This is a genomic window from Pseudomonas sp. P4_C3 (assembly GCF_056402075.1).
Genome location: NZ_JBFUIC010000612.1, coordinates 1 through 1,368 on the forward strand (window position 1 = coordinate 1; position 1,368 = coordinate 1,368).

The 1,368-nt window shown below is 51.9% G+C and carries 1 protein-coding gene; it reads left to right on the forward strand.

Annotated features, from left to right (window positions below):
* On the forward strand, positions 1-1,368 hold a 1,368-nt coding region (locus tag AC1DVH_RS31155), incomplete at both ends, for an amino acid permease (RefSeq protein ID WP_477757023.1).

A 1,368-nucleotide genomic window follows, 5' to 3' on the forward strand; every position in this document is an offset into this window, starting at 1 on the left:
GAATGATCTTAATCCCACACGCGTGCCATCATCTGGTGCAACTCGAAAGAGAGACTTCAGCGCAGAAGATGCGGGCTATCAAAAGGTGCTCAAGCCTCGCCAGGTTCAGATGATTGCCATAGGGGGGGCAATCGGAAGTGGTCTATTCATGGGCGCAGGCGCACGACTCGCTGAAGCCGGACCCTCGCTTGTGTTTGTCTATGCAATCTGTGGCTTTTTTGCGTGGTTCATCATTCGGGCTATGGGCGAACTGGTGATGTATCGCCCATCCTCGGGCTCGTTCGTCTCCTATGCTCGAGAGTTCTACGGTGAGAAATGGGCTTTTGCCGTGGGATGGATGTACTGGACTGACTGGGTAATGGTTGCCATTGCAGATCTCACAGCTACAGCGCTCTACCTGAATTTCTTCAAAGCCTATGTCCCTTTCATGGGCGACATCCCTCAATGGTCCTTGGCACTGGGAGCATTGGGTTTTGTTACTGCGATTAACCTTGTCTCGGTAAAAATTTTTGGTGAACTTGAATTCTGGTTTGCCCTGATCAAGGTGGCTGCATTAACGACCTTCCTTGGGATCGGCATTTACATGGTGTTGTTCGGCACTCCGCTGCCAGGCCATGAGGTCGGGTTCAAACTGATTTCTGACAATGGCGGTTGGTTCCCATCAGGCCTTTTGCCCGCCGTAATCATGATCCAGGGGGTGATATTTGCGTATGGCAGTGTGGAGTTGGTTGGTACTGCAGCTGGCGAAGCCCAAGACGTTGCTACAGTCATGCCGAAAGCAATTCGGGCAGTTGTTTTCCGCATTATTGTTTTTTACGTTGGTTCTGTATTGCTGTTGGCAATGCTGCTCCCCCACACAGCGTACTCGGCGGGGGTAAGCCCGTTTGTGACTTTCTTCGGCTCGCTGGGGATCAAGGGTGCAGACGCGATTATGAACATGGTCTTGATTACCGCGGCCGTGTCTTCTCTGAACGCTGGCATTTACTCCACTGGCCGGGTGCTTCGTTCGCTGGCAATCAACGGATCAGCCCCTAGCTTCCTGGCCAAGATGAACCGTCAAGGTGTTCCGTTCGCTGGCATCATGCTGACGACCGTTGCTTCACTAATTGGTGTCGTACTTAACGCCATTGTTCCGGGGGAAGCCTTTGAAATCGCGCTGACACTCACTGCCGTTATGTTGATCGGTTCGTGGTCAACAATCGTCCTGTGTCAGATCAAGCTCTTCAAATACTCCCAGCAAGGTAATCTGGAGCGTCCGGCGTTCCGAATGCCGTTTGCACCTTACAGTGGTTACGCCACTTTAGTGTTCTTCGGTTTGGTTCTGGTTCTTATCGCATTGGATTATCCCGTAGGTACGTACTCTATTGC